17 protein-coding genes are annotated in these 17,557 nt (G+C 31.6%); 8 read left to right on the top strand and 9 right to left on the bottom strand.

Annotated features, from left to right (window positions below):
- Positions 1-189: 189 nt before the first annotated feature.
- The gene (locus tag Q4Q34_RS05295; RefSeq protein WP_303318870.1) at positions 190-1,083 is read right to left on the bottom strand and encodes a hypothetical protein; all 894 of its coding nucleotides are present in this window, start codon (positions 1,081-1,083) and stop codon (positions 190-192) included.
- 195 nt (positions 1,084-1,278) lie between these two features.
- Between Q4Q34_RS05295 and Q4Q34_RS05290 the strand changes: the two genes are divergently transcribed.
- The 5 genes from Q4Q34_RS05290 to Q4Q34_RS05270 all read left to right on the top strand — a co-directional run bounded on the left by Q4Q34_RS05290 (position 1,279) and on the right by Q4Q34_RS05270 (position 5,727).
- The gene (locus Q4Q34_RS05290) at positions 1,279-2,250 is read left to right on the top strand and encodes a sensor histidine kinase (RefSeq protein WP_303318869.1); all 972 of its coding nucleotides are present in this window, start codon (positions 1,279-1,281) and stop codon (positions 2,248-2,250) included.
- A 124-nt stretch (positions 2,251-2,374) separates the two neighbouring features.
- Complete coding sequence (locus Q4Q34_RS05285; protein WP_303318868.1) at positions 2,375-3,067, top strand: LytR/AlgR family response regulator transcription factor; 693 nt, start codon at positions 2,375-2,377, stop codon at positions 3,065-3,067.
- 89 nt (positions 3,068-3,156) lie between these two features.
- Positions 3,157-3,609 carry a GNAT family N-acetyltransferase gene (locus Q4Q34_RS05280; RefSeq protein WP_303318867.1) on the top strand — a complete coding sequence of 151 codons (453 nt, stop codon included), beginning with the start codon at positions 3,157-3,159 and terminating at the stop codon, positions 3,607-3,609.
- A 101-nt stretch (positions 3,610-3,710) separates the two neighbouring features.
- A complete protein-coding gene (locus Q4Q34_RS05275) occupies positions 3,711-4,853 on the top strand; it encodes a methionine aminotransferase (protein ID WP_303318866.1) in 1,143 nt (380 codons plus the stop codon).
- Between the two features lie 94 nt (positions 4,854-4,947).
- On the top strand, positions 4,948-5,727 hold the full coding sequence (locus Q4Q34_RS05270; protein ID WP_303318865.1) for an amidohydrolase: 780 nt from the start codon (positions 4,948-4,950) through the stop codon (positions 5,725-5,727).
- On the opposite strand, the gene Q4Q34_RS05265 is transcribed toward Q4Q34_RS05270, so the two are convergent.
- From Q4Q34_RS05265 to Q4Q34_RS05255, 3 genes are all read right to left on the bottom strand, one after another.
- On the bottom strand, positions 5,714-7,324 hold the full coding sequence (locus tag Q4Q34_RS05265) for an Ig-like domain-containing protein (RefSeq protein WP_303318864.1): 1,611 nt from the start codon (positions 7,322-7,324) through the stop codon (positions 5,714-5,716). The genes Q4Q34_RS05270 and Q4Q34_RS05265 overlap by 14 nt on opposite strands.
- Positions 7,325-7,382: 58 nt before the next feature.
- Entirely contained in the window at positions 7,383-8,060 is a 678-nt protein-coding gene (locus Q4Q34_RS05260; protein ID WP_303318863.1) for a ComF family protein, read from the bottom strand.
- Positions 8,061-8,203: 143 nt separating this feature from the next.
- On the bottom strand, positions 8,204-9,061 hold the full coding sequence (locus tag Q4Q34_RS05255) for a transporter family protein (RefSeq protein WP_303318862.1): 858 nt from the start codon (positions 9,059-9,061) through the stop codon (positions 8,204-8,206).
- 332 nt (positions 9,062-9,393) lie between these two features.
- Here Q4Q34_RS05255 and Q4Q34_RS05250 point away from each other — a divergent pair, with 332 nt between their 5' ends.
- Positions 9,394-10,935, top strand: coding sequence for a glycine--tRNA ligase (locus tag Q4Q34_RS05250; protein ID WP_303318861.1), 1,542 nt, complete (start codon positions 9,394-9,396; stop codon positions 10,933-10,935).
- 232 nt (positions 10,936-11,167) lie between these two features.
- On the opposite strand, the gene Q4Q34_RS05245 is transcribed toward Q4Q34_RS05250, so the two are convergent.
- From Q4Q34_RS05245 to Q4Q34_RS05235, 3 genes are all read right to left on the bottom strand, one after another.
- The gene (locus tag Q4Q34_RS05245; RefSeq protein WP_303318860.1) at positions 11,168-11,497 is read right to left on the bottom strand and encodes a hypothetical protein; all 330 of its coding nucleotides are present in this window, start codon (positions 11,495-11,497) and stop codon (positions 11,168-11,170) included.
- A gap of 307 nt (positions 11,498-11,804) precedes the next feature.
- Positions 11,805-12,275, bottom strand: coding sequence for an Lrp/AsnC ligand binding domain-containing protein (locus tag Q4Q34_RS05240; protein ID WP_303318859.1), 471 nt, complete (start codon positions 12,273-12,275; stop codon positions 11,805-11,807).
- 150 nt (positions 12,276-12,425) lie between these two features.
- Positions 12,426-13,790 carry a saccharopine dehydrogenase family protein gene (locus Q4Q34_RS05235; protein ID WP_303318858.1) on the bottom strand — a complete coding sequence of 455 codons (1,365 nt, stop codon included), beginning with the start codon at positions 13,788-13,790 and terminating at the stop codon, positions 12,426-12,428.
- Positions 13,791-13,870: 80 nt separating this feature from the next.
- Here Q4Q34_RS05235 and Q4Q34_RS05230 point away from each other — a divergent pair, with 80 nt between their 5' ends.
- Both Q4Q34_RS05230 and pckA read left to right on the top strand, forming a co-directional pair.
- Entirely contained in the window at positions 13,871-14,272 is a 402-nt protein-coding gene (locus Q4Q34_RS05230) for a DUF423 domain-containing protein (RefSeq protein WP_303318857.1), read from the top strand.
- 57 nt (positions 14,273-14,329) lie between these two features.
- Positions 14,330-15,946, top strand: a complete 1,617-nt coding sequence (pckA, locus tag Q4Q34_RS05225) for a phosphoenolpyruvate carboxykinase (ATP) (RefSeq protein ID WP_303318856.1) — start codon at positions 14,330-14,332, stop codon at positions 15,944-15,946.
- A 72-nt stretch (positions 15,947-16,018) separates the two neighbouring features.
- Here pckA and Q4Q34_RS05220 read toward each other — a convergent pair whose 3' ends face one another.
- Together Q4Q34_RS05220 and Q4Q34_RS05215 are read right to left on the bottom strand one after the other, a co-directional pair.
- Positions 16,019-16,768 (bottom strand): uroporphyrinogen-III synthase, encoded by a 750-nt coding sequence (locus Q4Q34_RS05220; RefSeq protein ID WP_303318855.1) that lies wholly within the window; start codon positions 16,766-16,768, stop codon positions 16,019-16,021.
- A 24-nt stretch (positions 16,769-16,792) separates the two neighbouring features.
- Positions 16,793-17,440 (bottom strand): DUF4271 domain-containing protein, encoded by a 648-nt coding sequence (locus Q4Q34_RS05215; protein ID WP_303318854.1) that lies wholly within the window; start codon positions 17,438-17,440, stop codon positions 16,793-16,795.
- Positions 17,441-17,557 lie beyond the last annotated feature (117 nt).

Genomic DNA, 17,557 nt, shown 5'->3' with positions numbered 1-17,557 from the left:
GCTAAAACAAATTTATTGTTATGCGTCATTTCGACGTTAGGAGAAATCACATAATCAGAATCACAGAAATCAATAGGATGTGATGTCTCAATTGTGCCTCATTCGACATGACCTTAGTGATTAATTTTATGGTCTGAGTTACTTCGAGTGAGTTTGTGAAGTAAAACGAAACAAATTTGTATCGAGAAGTTATTTCATCTCTAACTTTATCTTCTCAATCATTTCAACAGCATGTTCATCATCAGGTTTTATACTCAATACTTTGTAGTAGTTTTTAAGAGCTTCTGTGTAATTTTTAGTCACGAAATAAGCCTCTCCTAAGCTGTCATAGGTATTATATTTATAAGGGAAAATTTTAGTGTTTAAATCAAAAACATACAATGCTTTTTCTGTTTGCTTAGAATTTAAAAGTGAATAACCATAAGTGTTAAGTTCTCTACTCCCTTTTACAAGTTCTGCTAATTTAGATACTAATACTTGTTCTTTTAACTTTAAATGATCGATAGTTTTAGAATTGAGTTCATCATCTATATAATTAACAACTCTATAATTTGAAGTGTATGCTTTATTAGAAACAATCTTAAGAATATCGCGTTCTAGAGTTTCTTTAGGAGATTCCACAATTCTATTAACCTCTTTACCATCTTTATAAAAAATAAATGTTGGTACTCGATGTATGTTTAAGCCTTTTTCTTCATGGTTCGGACTTTGTTTGTAGGCGTCAGCAGTTCTATTAACAGCTATTACTTTTAATCTGTTTTCTGGAAAACTGGCAGCATCTAAAACCTTATAAAACCTCGAAACTTCTCGCTTACTATCACCACACCAGGTACCTAAAAACACCTTGATTTTATAATCCTTTAAGGGGCTTTTAAGCAGCTTTACGATTTTTTTGTTAACTAAGTAATCATCGTAGTTTTTGGAAAACCAATTATTAAAACTGTTCTTTGACAATCCATTTCTATTTATCTCACCAAGTAAAAGCTCATTCCCTTTCTTATCCAGAGAAAGATGATTTAGTGTTTGAGAAAATCCAAAATGTAAACTAAGTAAAAGAGTAAAAAAGATAATTGTTCGTCTCATGATTTTGATTGTTTTAAATCAAAAATAGATGACTATACCGTACGATTCCAGAAAAACGGATAGCTTACTTAATTAATAATACGAATGATAATAGTCTATTTGCAAACTACATTTTTGGCGTTTGTAACTACAAAACTGATTTTTGTACATATTCTTTGATAGTTATAGCTTTTCTGTTTACTTTCATTTAGTAAAATGACTTTTGTAAAAAAACATAGCTCGCAAATTTTAGTTCACATTCTGTTTTGGATGTTGTTTGTATTTGTGTCCTTGTTTTTGTTTTCAGATTTTTATTGGAAAGAAAATCCCTTTCTTCAATACCTCACGCTTTTAGTTATCATCGTTTACGGAAACAATTTTTTACTGCTGCCCTTTTTTGTTAAGAAGAAAATGTACCTGCTTTATACACTTGTATTTGCTGCCATTTCGTTTTTAGCAACACAATTATATTGCTATTCGTTTGCTAAGTGTGGATGTACCATTATTAAATGTTTGAGCGATTATTTATGGCAATCACTAGTGCCACTAATTTTCTTTTCTTTTATATGGATTCTATATCGTTTTATTGATAAAGAAAATGAAATTGAAGCCATTAAAAAAGAACATGTCGAAATGGAGCTGAAATTTTTGAAATCACAGATAAATCCACATGTGCTGTTTAATAATTTGAATACGATTTATTCGTATTCATTAGAAAAACCGACCGAAGTTCCAGATATGATTTTAATGCTGTCTGATAACCTTAAACACGTGTTATACGAAAGCAATTCCAAAACAATTTCTTTAGAAAAAGAGATTAGATTTATAGATAATTATATGAAGTTCCAAATGTTAAGGACAGAAGGAACAAAGCAGGTTAATTATAAAAAAAGTATAGATTCTTATAGGTATCAAATAGCACCATTGCTTATAATAACTATTATAGAAAACGCCTTTAAGCATAGTGTGTTGAATAGTGAAATTTCTATTTTTATAGGAGTTGAAAACGGAATTTTAGAATGTATTTGTGAAAATGATTATGATAAAGAAAAAGGAAATACAACCGATTTTAGGATTGGTTTGCAAAACCTAGAGAAGAGGCTAGAGCTTATTTATAAAGATGCTTATGAATTTAGAATAGATAAAGGTGAAAGTTTTAAAGTGTATTTAAAACTTGATTTCAAATGATGTCTGGTCGAGCATTCTTATGTTGTTAAGTTAGGATTGAAGTCCGTCTGAGCACTTCGATTACACTCAGTACAGGCTTCGTCGAAGGCATTATTAGTATTTTATATAGATTAATAGATAAACAATGAATTGTATTATTATAGAAGATGAAATTCCGGCTCAAAAAATCTTAAAGAATTTTATAGGTAAAATACCTGGCCTTAATTTAGTTGAGACTTTTAAAGCGGCGATTGAAGCCAATTCATTTTTGAATGCGAATGAAATGGATGTTGTTTTTTTAGATATTAATTTACCAGATATGTCTGGATTGGATTTTATAAAAACAGTTAAAAATCCGCCGGCAATTATAATGACTACAGCGTATCCAGAGTATGCATTAAGCAGTTTTGAATTACCAACTATTGTTGATTATTTGGTAAAACCCTTTTCTTTCGATCGATTTTTAAAAGCCATTAATAAAGCAAAGGATAGAATAGAGGTGCCAGAAAGCCCATCAGAAGAAAATAATGATGAGACCATTTTTTTAAATGTGGACAAGACGCTACATAAACTTGTTTTAAGCACTATTTTATATATTGAATCAGATAGAAATTACATAACCATAGTGACCGAAACGCAAAAGTTATCCTATATAGACTCGTTAAAAAACTGGACTGAAAAACTTTCCGAAGCGCAATTTATTCAAGTCCATAAATCGTATATTATAAATAGTAAATTTGTAGATAAGATTTCTGGAAACAGTATTTTTGTAAAAGCCAATAAAATACCTATTGGAAGAACCTACAAACAAGAATTGCTGAAAGCATTAGGCGTGTGAATTTAGCGTATCATTTCAAATCACCTCGACTCTTTTCATTAGTATGAATTTGTAAGTTGTTATATTTACATTAGATAACAACTACACATATGAAGTTTAGAAAAGCTATTAAAGAAGATGTTCCAATTATTCTAGAAATGATTGCAGATGATAAACTTGGAAAGCAAAGAGAAGTTTTTCAAAAACCTTTAGCTTCCGAGTACTTCCAGGCATTTGATATAATCGACTCAGATGAAAACCAGGAGTTAATTGTTCTAGAGGATGAAAACTCTGAAATTATAGGAACGTTGCAACTCACATTTATTCAATACCTTACGTATCGGGGTGGTATTAGAGCCCAAATAGAAGCCGTTAGAATTAAAAAAGACAAAAGAGGATTGGGCATTGGGAAAAAAATGTTTGAATGGGCAATAAACAGGGCAAAAGAACGAAAAGCACATTTATTACAATTAACCACCGATAAAAGAAGACCAAAAGCAATTAAGTTTTATAGTGATTTAGGATTTGTTCAATCCCATGAAGGCATGAAGATGCATTTATAATCAAAAAGAATTACCTGGTAGTTCTTGAGTAAAGCCGAAGTGAAAACAGCAATTCAAATTAATCACGATTTTTGTAGATACTAAAAATTTTAAGCAGCTCTATGCAACACCCATCTAAGCTTCCTAATATAGAAACTACTATTTTTTCAACTATGAGTAAGTTGTCTAATAAACACAATGCCATTAACTTATCTCAAGGGTTTCCGAATTTTGAAAGCGACCAGAAGTTAACAGATTTGGTTAGTAAAGCGATGAATTCTGGTTACAACCATTATGCGCCTATGGCAGGGAACTTAGAATTGAGAGAAGCTATCTCCAAAAAAATAACCTTATTATATAACACAAGTTACCATCCGGAAAATGAAATAATAGTAACCGCTGGTGCCACCCAAGCTATTTTTACCATCATAACAACATTTATCAACCCAAATGATGAGGTTATAATTTTTAGACCAGCTTACGATAGTTACGAACCTGCCATAACACTTAATGGAGGAAAAACAGTTTCAGTCCAACTAGAAGCACCTGATTTTAAAGTGGATTGGAATGATGTAAAAGCAAAGGTAAATGGTAAAACGAAGATGATTATTATTAATACACCTCACAACCCTTCTGGTACTGTATTTTCAAAAGAAGATATGTCACAATTGGAAGAGATTACTAGAAACACAAATATTATTGTATTGAGTGATGAGGTTTATGAACATATGATTTTTGATGAAGAAAAACATCAAAGTGCATGTTTATTTCCCGGTTTAAAATCACGAAGTTTTGTAGTTGCCTCTTTTTGTAAAACATTCCACAATACAGGGTGGAGAATAGGCTATTGTTGTGCACCAAAAGAACTCATGGAGGAGTTTATGAAAGTGCATCAATTTAATGTCTTTTGCGTTCATCATCCAACACAAAAAGGGATAGCAGATTATATGCAAGACCCTAACCGCTACTTAGGTTTGTCTGCTTTTTATCAAGAGAAAAGAAATTTGTTTTTAAATCTTATTAAAGATTCCAGATTTAAATTTACACCATCAAAAGGGACTTATTTTCAGGTACTTGATTATTCAGAAATCACAAAAGAATATGATGTTGATTTTGCAAAGCGATTAACAATTGAATCTGGAATTGCTTCAATTCCACTATCCGTTTTTAATAGCAATAATTTAGATAATAAAGTACTTCGATTTTGTTTTGCAAAGACCGACGATACTTTAAGAAAAGCAGCAGAGATATTAAATAGTATTTAAAAGATGAAACATCCATAACTAAAAGTTCGACACATAAAATGATGATTATTTGGATGTTACATGTGATAAATAAAAAAACAATAGATATAGATACATGAAAGAAACCCTTAAAATAGCATTAATTCAGTCTGATTTAGTTTGGGAAAACCCTAAACAGAATCTTGAGAATTTTTCTAAAAAAATAGATGCGATTTCTGAAGCCGTAGATTTAATTGTACTTCCGGAAATGTTTACAACAGGTTTTACCATGAATGCAAAAGATGTTGCAGAACCTATGAATGGGGAAACAGTTTCATGGATGCAGTCTATGGCATCAAAATTTAATACCGCTATTGTTGGTAGTTTTGTTGTTTTGGAAGAAAACAACTATCATAACCGATTGCTTTTTGTGGAGTCATCAGGAGCTATTCAATATTACGATAAACGACATACGTTTACATTGGTTGGTGAAAATAAAATTTATACAGCAGGTGTTGAAAAGCGAATTGTTAATTATAAAGGGTGGAAAATATGTCCATTAATTTGTTATGATTTGCGTTTTCCGGTCTGGTCAAGAAATACTGAAGATTATGATGTATTGCTATATGTTGCCAATTGGCCAAAACCAAGAATATCCGCATGGGATGCTTTATTAAAAGCACGTGCTATTGAGAATATGAGTTATTGCATTGGTGTAAACCGTGTTGGTGTAGATGGCGTTAATTGTGAATATTCGGGACATTCCGCTGCATATGATGTTTTAGGAAATATAATGACATCAATAACGCCAAGTAAAGAAGAAACCCAGATCACCATTTTAGAAAAAAGACATGTAGAAGCTTACAGAAATAAACTTAAATTTTTAGATGATAAAGACCTGTTTACTTTGAAGTAAAATTAAGCGTTTCAGAGATTCCCCAATCTGCTCTAATTTCTACATCTTTAAAATGGCTAATGCGTTCTGGTTGTTTTATTTTAAGATAATTTCCGGTGTCATACTTTTTGTTCCCATTGGCATCATGTACAACACGAATTTTATAAATTTTAGGGCTTAAATTTGAGAAATCAACAGGGTTAGAGTTCTCAACGAATTGCTCAAATTCCACCTCGCCTTTATTATCAGTTAATTGTATGATAACAGGATATTTAGCATTTACTAGTGTGAAGCGTACATAACCATATTCAGAAGCCTTCTTTGTTTTAAGGGAATAACTTAACGTATCATTTTTATCACCAAAAAAATCTACAAAAGCTTCAGGAAGTATTTGCATATTATAAGCATTATCTTCTGTTTTATCAAAATTGAAAGTATACGTATTTGTAATGGTATCAAAATTAGTAGTGAAATCTATTTTAGTAGAATCTTTATCAATTAATGTAATTTTAGAAGGATCCATACTAGAAAAAGGAACACTACCGGAAATTTTAAATGGTTCATTTTTACGAATGACTCCAGATGGCGATGCATCAATGACTAATGAGTCTCTTTTTTGTTCGCTAATTCTAACAATAAACTCTTCATCTTGAATAGTAGGGTGTGATACGTTAAAAATTAGAGAGTCAACTTCAAGACGAGGTTTGTACCAGTAGTTAAGACTATCAGTTTCTTTGTCTTCTGTTATACGATATTCAAATTCGGGAGGTGTTTCAGATAATATATTAATGCCCATTCCCTTATAATCACCTTCATAGCCAAAGGCAATTTTTTCACCAGATATTAAGCGAGGTCTGGAAGCTTTAAAATCTAAATCTTCCGAAAATAATTTTAAAGTATAAAGAGAATCAGTAGGCACTTGAATAAAGTCTTGAAGAAATGCGATCTGATCTGTTTTTTGTTGAAACTTATTATCGCCATTTCCATCTTTTAAGGCAATAAGCATATACTTCCCTTCTTTAATGTTTTCAATAGAAAATGTTGTAAGACTATCTAATGTATTAGTAATATATCTCGGGTTTTCTTTATAAATAATAGAATCGCTGAATGTAGAATCAACTTCGTATAAAGCCACAGAAACAAAAGTTTCCGGTTCAGTTTTTAACGCATCTACAATAGTACCGCTTACACTAAGAGAGTCTATATAATCGCCGGTTGAGAATACATATCTGTAATAAGGGTATGGATTTCCTTCGTTATTATCCGCAATACTATTTCCAAAGTTAAAAGCATAAGTGGTATTAGGTTGTAGCGTATCGTGAATTTTAATAGTAATGTATTTACTGGCACTACCCAATGGTGTAACTTCTGGTTGGGTGATCATAGGAGGCGAAATAATAAGCTGCTTTTGCAAGTCCTTAATTTTGATATATTCATCAAAATATACTTTTATTACGTTACCACTAAAATTAGTCGAATAATTCTTTGGAACGGATTTAAGAATAACTGGGGGTGTCTCATCTTTTGGCCCACCTTCAGGAGTACCTCGGTTAGCACAATTAATAAAAAGTATACTCAGAAAAACGATTAAAATAAAATTTGAAAGGGTTTTATTCATTACCAATTTTAAATTTTGCACAAACCTACATAATTTTGAAGATATAACGGCTAACTCATTAAGCTATTGCCATGGTTGCGATACTTATTTTTATGTTTTTTGCTTGATTTAATACTGCAATGCAAGCCTCTAAAGTGGCTCCGGTAGTAATAATATCGTCTACTAACAGAATATGTTTATTCTCAATAGATTCAGAATTAACAAGCATAAATAATTCATCGCTATTATTCCAACGTGCCAAGCGTTTCTTATCGACTTGCGATTTGGTGTTAGTGACCTTTAAAAGCGTATCGTCTTTGTAAGTTGCTCTTAAAGATTCAGCAATTTGTTGACCAAATTTTGCCACCTGATTATACCCTCTTTTTTTTAATTTCTTTTTATGAAGGGGTACAGGGATTACGACGTCAATAAATTTATAGGAGTCTATATTTTTTAATTCGCCTCCTAACCAATCCCCAAGAAACAAACCAATATTTTCGTAGCCTTTATATTTTAGTCCGTGGATGAGTTGTTGAACAATCCCCTTTTTTTCAAACCGAAAAAGAGCCGTTCCATTTTCAATTTTAGCACGTCCATAAAGTACTTTTGAGACAGTGTTATCATTATCAAAATGAAAATTTGTAACAGGTAAATCATGACGACAATCGATACAGATCGTTTTTTCGTTATCATTCAATAAATTAAGGCAGGCGTAGCATACCTTGGGGAAGAATAGATTGACTATTGAATGAACCATTTATTGTTAATAAAAATCTATGTAAACTTAAATAAAAAATAACAATTAAAATTTTTTATTATGCAAGGGATTTAGGAACCATCTTCTAAAACATTAATAAGTAAGAGATGCTTTTTTATTCATGAATTCGTAGTTAATACAGCCTAAAATTTATGATAAACGCCAACATTTAAAGCGGCTTGTTTAGCGACGTTATTTCCAAAAAAAGCGCCACCAAAACCAGCTGTTAGGCCAAATTTATCTGTAATTTCTCCAATACCTTTAAAACCATAGGCACCATAATCTTGGTTGTTTACATATAAACCAGTATAAGTGTTTTCTATTGGTAACACAATGTTTCCGTCTTTTAAAGATTTTACAATATCTACAAAACCAATTAACCAAATATGTTTGGTAATCTTGTATCCAAATTCCCCACCAACTTTAAAGTTAGAACTGTAATCATTGGTTCTAATATTGGCGCCAATAAAACTTTGAACATAGGTTTTCTCAAAACTCTTTCCTGCTAAAAAAAGGGGCGTGAATGTAAATGCATTATAACCCGTTCTAATTCCAGAAGTAATATCATAAGAGCCTGTATTGGCTTCAATAGAAAATTGTCCGGAAAGGACCCAGTCTTTTTTATGAAAATTATATTTAATACCAATTTCCAGATTTCCTAGTGCGGATTCATTAAAATCTTCAGAACAATCTCCAGTACAATTAATTAGAGGGTTTTTAAAATCATTAATTGAGATTAGCTTTAAAGGAAGGTTTATAATCAAAGTAGTGTTATCTGAAAAGCCATACTCTCCATAAAGTTGAATGGTATTATCTGAAATTTTTCCAGCAATAGTATAATCAGGGTCGCCAAAAAAAGTATCATAATTTGGTATCGTAGTATATGAAAGTTGCGTATAAAATTTGCCTTTTTCTTGTGTCCAAGGGCTTTGTGAAAATCCAGAAACACAAATAAACAAGAGCAATATTTTGATACTATTTTTTAAGAGTTTTATTTTCATGAAAATTTAGTTGTACAAACGTATAAAAACTAACAAATAATTGATTACAACTTACAAGCAAACAGTTTTTTTCTTAGTTAATTATGATGAAGTTTTAAGACATAAATAAAAACACATGAATTTACATTAAAAACACACACAAGAAATTACCTTACAATTTACGGTTTTTATCTAAGTATTATTAGTCTTGCCTAAGCCAGAAATGTAATTTCTAACTTTTAGTGACAAACTATTTTAAATCAGTAAAATCTAATAACATAAAAAACACTTTAAATATTGTTTTTTTTGTGAAGAAACTCTCTTTGTTTGAAGCGGTTTTTTATTTTTGCAGCATGGCAAATCAAGACGATCAATTTAAGAAGGTTATTTCCCATGCGAAAGAGTATGGATACGTGTTTCAAAGTAGCGAAATATATGATGGATTAAGTGCAGTATATGACTATGCACAAAACGGTGCAGAGTTAAAGAAAAACATACGCGATTACTGGTGGAAAGCAATGGTACAGATGAATGAAAACATTGTAGGTATAGATGCCGCCATTTTTATGCATCCAACCACTTGGAAAGCGTCTGGACACGTTGATGCATTCAATGATCCACTAATAGATAATAAAGATTCTAAAAAACGGTATCGTGCCGATGTTTTAGTTGAAGACTATTGTGCTAAAATTGAGGCTAAGATTGACAAAGAGGTTGCAAAAGCAAAGAAACGTTTTGGAGATGCTTTCAATAAGGAAGAATTTGTTTCAACAAACGGGCGTGTTGTAGGCTACCAAGAGAAAATAAACACAACACTTTCTAGAATGGCAAAATCTTTGGAAAATGAAGATTTAGCTGATGTTAAAGCGCTTATTGAAGAGTTAGGAATTGCAGATCCGCTAACAGGAAGTAAAAACTGGACAGATGTTAAACAGTTTAATTTAATGTTTGGCACAAAACTAGGTGCTTCGGCAGATTCTGCGATGGATTTATATTTACGCCCAGAAACAGCACAAGGTATTTTCGTAAACTTTTTAAATGTTCAGAAAACAGGACGTATGAAGATTCCATTTGGAATTGCACAAACAGGAAAAGCCTTTAGAAATGAAATTGTAGCAAGGCAATTTATTTTTAGAATGCGCGAGTTTGAACAAATGGAGATGCAGTTTTTTATAAAGCCGGGAACACAAAAAGAATGGTATGAGCATTGGAAAGAAACCAGATTGAAGTGGCACTTGTCATTAGGAATGGGAGCAGATAATTATCGTTTTCATGACCATGAGAAATTAGCACACTATGCAGATGCTGCTTCCGATATTGAGTTTAAATTTCCATTTGGGTTTAAAGAATTAGAAGGGATTCATTCTCGTACAGATTTTGATCTGAAAGCACATGAAGAACACTCAGGAAAGAAATTACAGTATTTCGATCACGAAGATAATGCAAGCTACACACCATATGTTTTAGAAACGTCTATTGGTTTAGATAGAATGTTTTTAGCCGTATTTTCTAATTCGTTACAAGAAGAGGCATTAGAAAACGGAACGACACGTACGGTTTTAAAATTACCAAGTGTTTTAGCGCCAGTAAAAGCAGCTATTCTGCCATTGGTTAAAAAAGATGGCTTGCCCGATGTTGCTCGTAAAATTGTAGATGATTTAAAATGGGACTTCAATGTTATTTATGATGAAAAAGATGCTGTGGGAAGACGTTACAGAAGACAAGATGCCAACGGAACACCGTTTTGTATTACTGTAGATCATGATTCTTTAAAAGATAATACCGTTACTATTAGGCATAGAGACACTATGGAACAGCAACGTGTTAAAATTGAAGATTTAAGAGAGATCATTAAAAAAGAAGTAGATGTACGCTCTTGGTTAATGAAGATGTAATCAATTGCTTTGACCCGTGCTGAACTTGTTTCAGTAAGAAAGGAATCTTATAATAAAAACAAAACCCATGCTTGCATGGGTTTTGTTTTTATTATAAAGCTTACTGTATTAAAATCTATAGCCCAAAGAAGCTGCTAATCTGGGTACAATTTCAGTACCAATAGCATTGTTAGATTGTGACTAGGTAGAATGCTATTATTAATAGCAATATAAACAGAACAATTACTTGAAATTATCTGTTTTTTTCAAGAACTATTGCTACCGAAAACAACTTTTTTTCAATAGAAAATTTAATTTTTTTGTCGTTTAATCTAGATTTTACATAGTTAATAATTTTCGCGTCTTGAGGTTTTACATCTAAAACATTAATCTTCTTATCGTCATTTATTTCAAAGACAATTTTTGTACGAATATTTTCTTTAAGAATAATATCTGGATCTTCAAGTAGTGTAGCAATTTTTGATCTTAATTTTCGTTCAGGGTCATCGTAATCTAATCCATTGCTAATAAATGAAGTATTAGGGTTTAAAGACAAAAGAAATAATAAGATGATTTTCTTCATAGTAGGTTGATTTAAGGTTGATTTTAAGGGTAGTACAAATATATTTTTGAAAACTATTAATGTGCATCACACCATGTTATTAGATTGTAACATTTTTGTGATTAAACTGTTAATCACATCATAACTAAATGTATAATAGGTTTGTATTACCTAGCTCTATAAAGTGTATTGCGAGAAGTTTATAACTTTACGTTAATAAGAATAAAAAGAAGGAGCTACATTGTAGTAAAAAATAAGATATGTTTTTTCCAGATTCCCATGATGAAATCTAATTATTGGATAAACAAATCATAAACATCTGAATGTATTATATACGTATCTGTCTATTAATTTGCTGGTCTAAAGAAATAATAGATTCCGTTCTTGAAACACCAACAATGGTTTGAATCTTGTTGTTTAACAACAGCATTAGATGGTTGTTGTTATAAGCCAGCATTTTGATGAAGAGGTTCCAGTCTCCAGTTGTGTAGTGACATTCTAAGACTTCGGGGATTTTTTTTAAAGCCCTGATAACATCTTCCGTATTTACAGCTTTTTCAAGATGAATACCAACAAAAGTCATGGTTGAATAGCCTAAAACTTTAGGGTCGATAACAAACTGCGAACCAGAAATAAGCTTCGATTTTTCTAATTTTCGTAAACGTTGATGAATAGCAGCACCAGAAATACCAACATTACGGGCTATTTCTAAAATAGGTGTTCTGGCATCTTCCGTTAATGCACGCAGTATTTTTTTATCAATCCCATCAATTATTATAGGCTTGTTTTTAGACTTCATTAGTTAAGTATTAAAACATAAAAATAGCTATTTGGTTTCAAATTGAAACTATTTTTGCCTTAAGAACTACTCATTAAGTGAAATTTTATAAACTGTAAAACAAAAACATGTTCAATTTGTCTAAAGGAGTACAGTCCAGAGGTTCTTAAACTAATTATTTAACGGATTGTACCCCAAATAAGGCACCTCTTTTTCATGAAAGGAGACACCAAAAGTTTCCAATTCTTTTAAAATAGGTTCATAAACTTCTTTAGTAATAGGGATTTGTACACCAGGAGACGTGATTTTTCTGTTAAGAATAGCCAAGGTAGCCATAGCAACTGGTAAACCGACCGTTTTTGCCATGGCCGTATAGGTTTGGTCTTCACCTAAAACAACCATGTTGGCATCTATCTGATATTTTTTACCATCTTTTTCGTAGCCGAATTTATGATACATAACAATCATATCTTTATCATTAGGATCAAGCGTCCAACTGTCCATGAGTATTTTTTGAAGTATTTGAGCCGGAGTGGCTTTTTTTAGCCCTACTTTCTTTTCAGCATTAAAAATATCGAGTTCTATAAGCTTATCCCATACAATATCATCCTGATCAATCTTAAGTGCATGTCTTAATTTTAATTCTACAGAATCAAAAGGGCTGTAGGTTAAAAAAGCATTTATAAAATCCCGATAACTCATATTTTCGCTGTCATCTATAGTGTAGCTATCATCCGTCATTCCTAGTGTGACGAAAATATTCCATGCACGACTAAAACCGACACGCCTCATAGTACCTCTATACAATGTTTTAACATTATCAAGTCCATAAACACTTTGATATTTTAAGGAATCTCTATTTGCATAAACTTCAAAACGACCATAATTATCAATATCCAGAAACTCTGTACGTCTAAACAAACGATTATAGGGTATATATTTATAGGTGCCTTCCTGTAAAAATTTGGCAGTACCTCCTTGCCCAGCAGTAACTACATTTCTAGGATTCCAGGTGAATTTATAGTTCCATAGGTTATTATCACTTTCGGGAGCTACTAAGCCACCTGTAAACGATTCAAATAAAATTATTTTCCCACCATGTTTACGTATACGGTCTAAAACTTGCATCGCACTCATATGGTCTATACCTGGATCTACACCAATTTCATTCATAAGGACAAGACCTTTGGATTTAGCCCCTTCATCTAAAGCTTGCATTTCCGGACTTACATAAGAAGCCGTAACCATATGTTTTCCTAGTAAAACACAATCTTTAGCCACCTCAATATGAAAACGGGCAGGAAGCATAGATACTACAATATCCGCATTTTTTATAGCTTCGGTACGAGATGTGTCATCGAAAACATCTAGCACTATGGCTTTTGCATTTTTGTGGTTTCCAATTAGTTTTTTAGCAGCATTAAGGTTTAAATCACCTACAGTAATAAAAAGATTTTCTGAAGCCGATTTATCCAATAAATATTTTAGAAGACTGGAAGTCGATTTTCCTGAACCAATGACTAAAATTTTTCGCATAGTAAGAATAGTTAACTAGTTTTGTGAAAACGAATTTAATAAATAGATTAGGTTTTAATAGCTATAACGAAACACATATTATGAACAAAAAAATATTAATTACGGCATCAATTTTTGGTTTATTGGCTGTTGTTTTTGGCGCATTTGGCGCACATGCATTAAAAGAATTAATTGCAGTTGAAGCACAACAAACTTTTGAGACGGGCGTGAGATACCAGATGTATCATGCTATTTTACTACTATTTATAGGAAGTACTGCATATATTCAACAAAAAAAGAAGAAAATTTTATACTATTTAATTGTATTGGGAATCATTTTATTCTCAGGATCTATTTATGGGTTAGCAACAAATTTGTTAACAACTTTTGATTTCAAAATGATCGGTTTTGTAACTCCAATAGGTGGATTACTTCTAATTTTAGCATGGGGAGTTATGATTACAGATTTCTTAAAAATGGAATCTAAAAACGATAATCAATAGCAGATAATTTAAAATAATTGTTTTAATTTTGCGCAATAAATAATTTTATAACAAATTATGATAAACGACAATCAAGTTACGAAAACGATTTCGCTGGAGGCATACGGAATAAAAAATGCCAATGTACAGTATCAACTTTCACCAGAACAACTTCATGAAATTACAGTTGAAAAAGGATTAGGTAAAGAAGCTTCATCTGGAGCTTTAGCGGTTAATACAGGTGAATTTACTGGGCGCTCTCCAAAAGATCGATTTATTGTTAAAGACGATATAACACAAGATCGAGTTTGGTGGGGAGATATCAATATTCCGTTTGATGCAAATAAATTTGATGCATTATATAATAAGGTCGTTAATTATTTATCTAATAAAGAGGTTTTTGTAAGAGATAGTTATGCTTGTGCAGATGAAGATTATAAGTTGAATATTCGTGTTATTAATGAATATCCTTGGAGTAATCAATTTGCTTATAATATGTTTTTAAGGCCAGCGGAAGAGGAGTTAAAAGGCTTTGATCCAGAATGGACCGTGGTTAATGCTCCAGGTTTTATGGCAAACCCAAAAGAGGATGGGACACGCCAGCATAATTTTGCAATTTTAAATTTTTCTAAGAAAATAGCATTAATTGGAGGAACGGGGTATACTGGTGAAATTAAAAAAGGTATTTTTTCAGCGCTTAATTTTATACTTCCAGTATTTAAAAATACATTACCAATGCATTGTAGTGCTAATGTAGGTAAAGAAGGTGATACGGCTATTTTCTTTGGATTATCTGGTACGGGCAAAACAACATTATCTACAGATCCGAATAGAAGTTTAATTGGCGATGATGAACATGGTTGGACTGCAGGGAATTCGGTATTTAATTTTGAAGGGGGCTGTTATGCAAAAGTCATTAACCTTTCAAGAGATAATGAACCAGAAATATACGATGCTATTAAAAAAGGAGCTATTTTAGAAAATGTCATTTTAGATAATGATGGTCATGTTAATTTCGAGGATACTTCAATTACACAAAATACAAGAGTTAGTTATCCCATTGAACATATTGAAAATATTCAAGTGCCATCAACTGGTAAAAATCCAAAAAATATTTTCTTTTTAACGGCAGATGCTTTTGGGGTATTGCCTCCAATATCTAAGTTAACACCTAGTCAGGCAGCATATCATTTCATTTCAGGGTATACAGCAAAAGTGGCAGGAACAGAAGCTGGAGTTGTAGAGCCACAACCCTCTTTTTCTGCATGTTTTGGAGCACCTTTTATGCCTTTGCATCCAGCCAAATACGCTGAAATGTTAAGTGAAAAAATGATTAAATCTGGAGTTAATGTGTGGTTGGTAAATACAGGTTGGACTGGTGGTCCTTATGGTATTGGTACTAGAATGAAATTAAAATATACACGTGCTATGATTAACGCTGTCTTAAATGGTGATTTAGGTTTATATAACTATGATGATTATCACATACACTCCGTTTTTGGTGTAGCACAACCTAGAGAATGTCCAGGTGTACCAACAAGTGTTTTAAGTCCTAGAGCCACTTGGAATGATGATGAAAATTATTATAAAACAGCTTTTAAATTAACTAATGCGTTTCGCGAGAATTTCAAAAAATTCGAAGCCCATTGTAATGAGGAAATCAGACGAGGCGGTCCTCAACGTTATGCCTTTTAAATATAAGTAAAGTAATAAAAAAGGGATGATTTTTTGAAAAATCATCCCTTTTTTATTGTAACCGTGTTGAGTTTATTTTCCTTTATTAACTTTATCAATATACTTTTGTAAAGCCATTGTCATTGATGGTGTTTCTGGTGTTGGAGCAGCAATATCTACTCGCAATCCTTTTTCTTCTACAGCCTTTATTGTTGTATTTCCAAAAACAGCAATTCGTGTATCGTTTTGTTTGAAATCTGGAAAGTTCTGAAATAAAGATTCTATTCCAGAAGGACTGAAAAAGACTAAAACATCATAGTAAACATTCGCTAAATCGGATAAATCGCTAACCACAGTTTTGTAAAAAGTGGCTTGTTTCCAATTAACACCTAAAGCGTTTAACGTTTCAGGAACTGCGGGTTTTACTTTATCTGTATTTGGTAATAAAAATGTTTCTTCTTTATACTTTTTAATTAATGGAGATAATTCAGCAAACGTACGTTTACCAACATAAATTTTGCGCTTTCTGTATACTACATACTTTTGAAGGTAGAAAGCAACAGCTTCAGACTGACAAAAATATTTCATAGAATCTGGAACTTTAAATCGCATTTCTTCTGCAATTCTAAAAAAATGATCTACGGCATTTCTACTCGTTAAAATAATAGCTGTATAATTATTTAAATCTACCTTTTGCTGCCTAATATCTTTTGCAGATACGCCCTCAACATGTATAAAAGGTCTGAAATCTATTTTTACCTTTTGTTTTTCTTGTAAATCAAAGTAGGGTGAGTTTTCTATTTTGGGTTCGGGTTGAGATACTAGAATTGTTTTTACTTTCATACTGGTAAGTAGTTTGTTCTCTTATTATTTGGTAATAAACACCTTGTACAAAATGATGTAAGGTGAGATTTCGAGAGTGCAAAGATACAAAATAAAATAAAAATAATTGTGTTTTATTAAACTTTGATGTGTTTTAAAAGAAGTAATAAGCCCAATAATATTAACAATTAACAATAAAGTAACTATCAAATATATAATTGGTAAAGACGGTTTAAAACTAAATAATAGTAAGGCATTTATAGGAAGCAGTATAACACCTAAGAAATTCTTATAGCTAATTTTTTGAAAAAGATATTGATCTATTTGCTTGTCAATTCCCAAAAGACTCCCGATAAGTCGCTCAATAAGAACCTTTATTAAAATAAACACAGCAATACTAAAAGATATTTTGAACATTAAGTCTATAGAAAGTGACTTACCATCAATTATATACTGGTATGAAATAAAGCTAAAAACAGATAATGAAAGAATTAAATTACCAAATAATAAAGCATCAAATTTATCGAGGAATTTTTGCTCTCTAGAGTAAATTTTAAGGTATTTATAATTCCCAAGAACGAATATGAAATCATCAAAACGTTTTGGAGAAGCCAATTTTGCTATAGCTACGACAAGCAGTCCTGTAACTAATAAAATGGTGTATAATTCATTTGATACGATATCTCGAAGCATGGTATAAAATTATTATAAATATTAATACCACGCTTATAATTATTAAGGAATATTTAAAAAAAATGAGCAGTTATTAATGTACATTTGCTAAAAATTAAAACGTTTTAATAGAGTTAG

It is taken from the genome of Flavivirga abyssicola (assembly GCF_030540775.2).
Classification (GTDB): Bacteria; Bacteroidota; Bacteroidia; order Flavobacteriales; family Flavobacteriaceae; genus Flavivirga; species Flavivirga abyssicola.
This window is presented reverse-complemented; position numbering and strand designations above follow the sequence as displayed.

What these genes read in the sequence shown, in the direction of transcription:
- Q4Q34_RS05295 (WP_303318870.1), bottom strand. Translation starts at nt 1,083, where the DNA reads ATGAGACGAACAATTATCTTTTTTACTCTTTTACTTAGTTTACATTTT.
- Q4Q34_RS05290 (WP_303318869.1), top strand. Translation starts at nt 1,279, where the DNA reads ATGACTTTTGTAAAAAAACATAGCTCGCAAATTTTAGTTCACATTCTG.
- Q4Q34_RS05285 (WP_303318868.1), top strand. Translation starts at nt 2,375, where the DNA reads ATGAATTGTATTATTATAGAAGATGAAATTCCGGCTCAAAAAATCTTA.
- Q4Q34_RS05280 (WP_303318867.1), top strand. Translation starts at nt 3,157, where the DNA reads ATGAAGTTTAGAAAAGCTATTAAAGAAGATGTTCCAATTATTCTAGAA.
- Q4Q34_RS05275 (WP_303318866.1), top strand. Translation starts at nt 3,711, where the DNA reads ATGCAACACCCATCTAAGCTTCCTAATATAGAAACTACTATTTTTTCA.
- Q4Q34_RS05270 (WP_303318865.1), top strand. Translation starts at nt 4,948, where the DNA reads ATGAAAGAAACCCTTAAAATAGCATTAATTCAGTCTGATTTAGTTTGG.
- Q4Q34_RS05265 (WP_303318864.1), bottom strand. Translation starts at nt 7,324, where the DNA reads ATGAATAAAACCCTTTCAAATTTTATTTTAATCGTTTTTCTGAGTATA.
- Q4Q34_RS05260 (WP_303318863.1), bottom strand. Translation starts at nt 8,060, where the DNA reads ATGGTTCATTCAATAGTCAATCTATTCTTCCCCAAGGTATGCTACGCC.
- Q4Q34_RS05255 (WP_303318862.1), bottom strand. Translation starts at nt 9,061, where the DNA reads ATGAAAATAAAACTCTTAAAAAATAGTATCAAAATATTGCTCTTGTTT.
- Q4Q34_RS05250 (WP_303318861.1), top strand. Translation starts at nt 9,394, where the DNA reads ATGGCAAATCAAGACGATCAATTTAAGAAGGTTATTTCCCATGCGAAA.
- Q4Q34_RS05245 (WP_303318860.1), bottom strand. Translation starts at nt 11,497, where the DNA reads ATGAAGAAAATCATCTTATTATTTCTTTTGTCTTTAAACCCTAATACT.
- Q4Q34_RS05240 (WP_303318859.1), bottom strand. Translation starts at nt 12,275, where the DNA reads ATGAAGTCTAAAAACAAGCCTATAATAATTGATGGGATTGATAAAAAA.
- Q4Q34_RS05235 (WP_303318858.1), bottom strand. Translation starts at nt 13,790, where the DNA reads ATGCGAAAAATTTTAGTCATTGGTTCAGGAAAATCGACTTCCAGTCTT.
- Q4Q34_RS05230 (WP_303318857.1), top strand. Translation starts at nt 13,871, where the DNA reads ATGAACAAAAAAATATTAATTACGGCATCAATTTTTGGTTTATTGGCT.
- pckA (WP_303318856.1), top strand. Translation starts at nt 14,330, where the DNA reads ATGATAAACGACAATCAAGTTACGAAAACGATTTCGCTGGAGGCATAC.
- Q4Q34_RS05220 (WP_303318855.1), bottom strand. Translation starts at nt 16,768, where the DNA reads ATGAAAGTAAAAACAATTCTAGTATCTCAACCCGAACCCAAAATAGAA.
- Q4Q34_RS05215 (WP_303318854.1), bottom strand. Translation starts at nt 17,440, where the DNA reads ATGCTTCGAGATATCGTATCAAATGAATTATACACCATTTTATTAGTT.